4 protein-coding genes and 2 pseudogenes are annotated in these 4,651 nt (G+C 61.1%); 3 read left to right on the top strand and 3 right to left on the bottom strand.

Translation table 11 applies throughout. The features are described 5' to 3' along the window. The coding region (locus USDA257_RS32885; protein ID WP_041415773.1) for a WGR domain-containing protein at window positions 1–202 on the top strand (202 nt) is incomplete at its 5' end. Window positions 203–450: 248 nt separating this feature from the next. Here the strand turns inward: USDA257_RS32885 and USDA257_RS32880 are convergent. The 3 genes from USDA257_RS32880 to USDA257_RS32870 are packed head-to-tail and all read right to left on the bottom strand — an operon-like array spanning window position 451 to window position 1,972. Further along, window positions 451–1,125 carry a response regulator gene (locus USDA257_RS32880; protein ID WP_014858088.1) on the bottom strand — a complete coding sequence of 225 codons (675 nt, stop codon included), beginning with the start codon at window positions 1,123–1,125 and terminating at the stop codon, window positions 451–453. Between the two features lie 14 nt (window positions 1,126–1,139). Next, complete coding sequence (locus USDA257_RS32875) at window positions 1,140–1,700, bottom strand: cytochrome b/b6 domain-containing protein (RefSeq protein WP_014858087.1); 561 nt, start codon at window positions 1,698–1,700, stop codon at window positions 1,140–1,142. Next, window positions 1,700–1,972: a PepSY domain-containing protein gene (locus tag USDA257_RS32870; protein ID WP_015633367.1), complete on the bottom strand. Its 273-nt coding sequence runs from the start codon at window positions 1,970–1,972 to the stop codon at window positions 1,700–1,702. Before USDA257_RS32870 ends, USDA257_RS32875 begins: the two co-directional genes overlap by 1 nt. Before the next feature lie 256 nt (window positions 1,973–2,228). Between USDA257_RS32870 and USDA257_RS32865 the strand changes: the two are divergent. Both USDA257_RS32865 and USDA257_RS32860 read left to right on the top strand, forming a co-directional pair. Beyond that, a pseudogene (locus USDA257_RS32865) lies at window positions 2,229–3,955 on the top strand (phosphoethanolamine transferase). A gap of 527 nt (window positions 3,956–4,482) precedes the next feature. After that, window positions 4,483–4,651, top strand: a pseudogene (locus USDA257_RS32860) (IS630 family transposase); the annotation flags it as partial.

Genomic DNA, 4,651 nt, shown 5'->3' with positions numbered 1-4,651 from the left:
CCATATGGCGCGCTTTTACCAATTGTCTGTCGAGCCGGATCTCTTCGGCGGCGCTGCACTCATTCGGCGCTGGGGACGCATCGGCACGCGCGGCCAGGAACGCATCCATCTGTTTGACAATGACCGCCAAGCGATTAGCCGCTTCCTTGTCCTGGCGCGCCAGAAGCGAGCGCGCGGATATCGGCCACAATCGTGCTATTAAAAGGGATAGCGTCGGAATGTCGGAAACCGACTTTCCTTGCTGATCAAACCGCAGCTAGCGTTCCTGCGAGCTCTCCGCTCCGGGCCGCGTCCACCGAAGGCAACTGCCGGCCCCGTCGTCGTGCTGTCAATCGGCGTGCAAAATTCACCCCTTATCGGCGTCCAAAATTTGCATGCCGAAACACACAAGCAGCGAGAAGGCGATGATCCGCCACGCCACGATGCCGATCAGCGACGGATTGCGTTTTCTCATGCGGCGGCCCGCAGCAGATAGCCGATGCCGCGTACGGTTTCGATCTGTACGCCTGTGTCCAGCGGCTGCAATCGCTTCCGAACTCTGGAAACGGCAAGCTCCAGCGCATTGGAACTGAGCTCCTGCCCATATTCCGAGAGGGCGATCTCCAGCCGGCGTTTCGGAACGACGCGCCCGACCTCGCGCATCAATATCTCGATCAGCGAGCGTTCGCGCGGTGGAAGCGCGACGATGACCCCATCACAGGTCAGCTCTGCGGTGGCTGGATCGAAGCGCAACGCCCCGGCCTCGAGCACTGGCTGTATGGCGTGCGGATTGCGCCTCAGCATGGCCCGGCATCGGGAAAGCAATTCGCGATGGTGGAAAGGCTTCACCAGATAATCGTCAGCCCCGGCATCGAGCCCCTGGACGCGTTCGTCGACGGAGCCGCGGGCGGTGATAACCAGGACAGGTAACCCGGCGTGCTGCTGCCTTATCCATTTCAGAAGATCGAGGCCGTCGCCATCCGGCAGGCCCAGGTCGAGAAGGACGAGATCGTGCTCCCGCCCGCCGATCGCCGCCTCGGCTTCGTTGACACTCGAGACCGCGTCGAGCCGCCAGCCCGCATCACGCATGGTCTCGCCAACAAGCTCGATGAGGCGGGGACTGTCTTCGACGAGCAGCAGGCGCATGCGTTTTCCTGAACTCAACCCTTCTTACGGCCGGTGACCATCGACCATATGAGGTTTTCCTTGAGGTGCCAACTTTCAACGACCGCCGCCGATGCGTGCAACCCAGCTACGATCATCAGCGAATTTGCCAGCAACTCGTGAGTTTCCCCGAGCGCCTTGTTGCCCCAGAAGGCATCGAGCGTCGTCAGCCAGCCGGAGGTGCCGACGGCCGCCAGCAAAACCATCAGCAGGATCATCACCCAGCCTGCGGCGGGGTTGTGTCCCACATGGCGCTCCGCTCTGCCTGCGGCAAAGGCGAACAGGTAGCTCGCAACGGCCGAGGGGCCGCGAACGAAATCGGCAAAGCGCGCATGTCTCGTGCCGACGAATCCCCAGACGAAGCGCAATGCGATCAGCGCCATTGCAGCATAGCCGACATAGCGGTGCACGCTCTTGCCCGGTGGCAGCAGAAAGAGGTTGATGACGCAGCAGGCGACCAGGCCCCAGTGGAAAAGCCGGACGACCGGGTCCCAAACCCGAACATCTCCGTTGCGGGAAGCCAACGCCTCCCGCCTTCCAGCCGCTGACTTGGGCATCAGTCTTCCAGCTCCGCTTTGACGATTTCGCCCGTCACGGGGTTCATGTAGACCTCAGCGCGCTCATGCTTGGCCGTGAACGCGTAAATTTCGTAGCACGTGCCGGCCACCTTGACGTTGCGTATGTCCGTATAGCCCGCCTCCTCTAGCTTCGAACCGGCGGCGTCAGGTTTCATCCAGGCTGACTGCGGCTCTTTCGTGCACGACGCGTTGTCATCGTCCGCAAATGCGAAGGTGGGAAGGACGACGGTCGCCAACACACAGATAAGCATCGATTTCACGAGCGGCTCCTTTGGAAACGGGCCGCCACGGCGGCGGCGGGCTCACCTTGGCCCTGCCCTGCTGTCGAGAACCTGTCCGCCTCTCGATGTCACCGACCCCAGTGCACCTGGCCGTCCTCAACCCTTCTCCCGACAGCACTTCGACAGTTTGGCCGCGGTACTGGCGGAAGCGTCGAGACGCGTCGGACTTCCGCCACGTCTCGAAAGAAGCCGATGTCGGCGAGCCCCAACGGACCCGATGAGAGCGATGAGCTCGCATTTTTTTGGAGAGAAGCTTTTGACTGTCTTCAGAATTCGCCGGCCGGAGATCGGCAGCGTCGCATTGAGCGCGATCGCCACCCTTTACCTGCTGATGCTCGCCAACAATTCCTTCTGGAGCCATGCGGTGGTCTATTTCGATCACGCGTGGATCGCCATGCTATCGCTCGGTACGGCACTCGCTCTGACCACCTTTTCGACCCTGACGTCGCTGTGATGAAATATGTCACGAAGCCGGTGCTGATCCTGCTGATCGCCATCTCGGCGGCCGTCTCTTATTTCACCGATACGTTCGGCGTTGTCATCGACAAGGAGATGATCGGCAATGCCGCCGTCACCACTCAAGCCGAGGCCGGTCATCTGCTGACAGGCGGCCTTGCGCTTCATCTTGCGATCTACGCGCTCATTCCCTCGCTTCTGATCGCCTGGGTGAAAGTCAGGCATCGTCGTTTTTTCGCGAAGGCCGCCGTCAATTTCCTCTTCATTGCTCCAGCGCTTGTCTTGAGCGGCGTGCTCATCTACGTCAACTTTGCCGGCATCGCCTATGCGCTGCGGGAGCATCGGGACCTGATGGTCCGGTTCAATCCGGCCGGGCCGATCTCGTCGGCGGTACGCTACGGTCTCTCCACCTATCGCGAACGCAATCTGGTCGTGCAGCCGCTCGGGACCGACGCCAAGGAGGGTTCGCGCATCGCCGCAGCCGGCAAGCCGGTCGTCGTCGTAGTGGTAGCGGGCGAGACGGCGCGGGCGATGAACTTCTCCCTCAATGGTTATGACCGGGAGACAAATCCGGAATTGAAGGCGCTTGGCGTGGTCAACTACCGCGACACGACGAGCTGCGGCACGGCGACAGCCGTCTCGTTGCCCTGCATGTTTTCCGTCTATCCCCGCGCAGAGTACAGCGACTGGAAGGCTCGCTCGACCGAAAACCTGGTCAACGTACTGACGCATGCGGGCGTTTTGGTTACCTGGTGGGACAACAACACGGGCAGCAAGGGAATCGCCGACCTCATCAATTTCGCCAGCATGACGCGTAGGAAGAACGGCCCGCTGTGCAACAATGGCGAATGTCTCGACGAAATCTTCCTCGCCGACCTGGATAAAAAGCTCGGCGCAACGACCAACGATAGCGTCATCGTGCTGCATCAACTCGGCAGCCACGGGCCATCCTATTACCTGCGCTATCCCGAGGCGTTCCGCCGCTTCACGCCGGACTGCCGCACGCCGGAACTGATGAGCTGCACGACGGAGGAAATCGTCAACGCCTATGACAACACGATCCTCTACACGGACCATATCCTGGCGAGCGTCGCGAGACTGCTCGAAAAGCATCAGGACCGCATTGCAGGCGCGATGATCTACATGTCGGATCATGGGGAATCGCTCGGCGAAAACGGCATTTACCTGCACGGCGCGCCCTATGCGATCGCACCCAAGGAACAGACGCAGGTCCCCTTCATCGCCTGGTTTTCGAAACCATATCAGACCGCGATGGGGGTTGACGCCGCCTGTCTCTCCACGGACGCAGACACCCCGAAGTCGCACGACAACCTCTTCCATACGGTGCTCGGCATGATGGACGTGCAAACGGGCGTCTATAAGCGCTCCCTCGACGCTTTCGCGGCCTGCACGCGCCCGGCGGAGCGGGAGAAGCAGGCGCCGGGTTTCCATGCGGCCGAGCGCAGGCTGCGAGCCGGACCGGGCGGAGTTCTTTAGCGGTTTGCCGCCCATATTCCATGAGCGGCGGCGGGTCGCTTCCCTCGGAACTCCTGCCAATCCGCGGCGGCGGCTGGTCCGGTGATCTCTGAAAATGAGCCGATGACTCATTCGCGCGGTTGTGGGCGCATTGGCGAAGGCAACCCATCACCCTCAGTAAGCGCGCTGCGGGATCAATCACACAAGCACGCATCGCCAAGCGTGATGAGCGCCGTGTTATGGGTTGCGGTCGAATTTCGCTGAACTTTTTGCGCGAAACGGATAGCGCGGCGCAATCTGGCTAGAGCGGGATGACTTTAGGCTGAAATCCGCATTGGGATTGGGCCGTCGGTAATCGATCGGTCTCCTGGTCAGGGGTTGGTTCTCAACACCCCAACATCCCATCAGGAGACCGCGCCTCCAAACCCGTCCTCTCCCGCGTCAGCAGGTTAGTTCAATCCCAAGAATTCACACTTCCTAGTGGTATCCGCCTAACATAAGAGTCCGTATGGGATTCCCTTTGGCGAGTGCGTATGCGAGTGTGGCGCATGCGCACAGGAAGAGCCTTCACCGTTTCGCCGACCGATCGCCAACGCCTGAGAGCCCTCATCAGTGATCGCAATGCGCCGCAGAAGCACGTCTGGCGCGCCGAGATCATCCTGCTGAGTGCCGATGGCGTCGGCCCCGTCGAGATCATGCGACAGACCGGCAAGTCGA

Origin of the sequence: Sinorhizobium fredii USDA 257 (assembly GCF_000265205.3) — a bacterium.
Lineage (GTDB): Bacteria > Pseudomonadota > Alphaproteobacteria > Rhizobiales > Rhizobiaceae > Sinorhizobium > Sinorhizobium fredii_B.
This window is presented reverse-complemented; position numbering and strand designations above follow the sequence as displayed.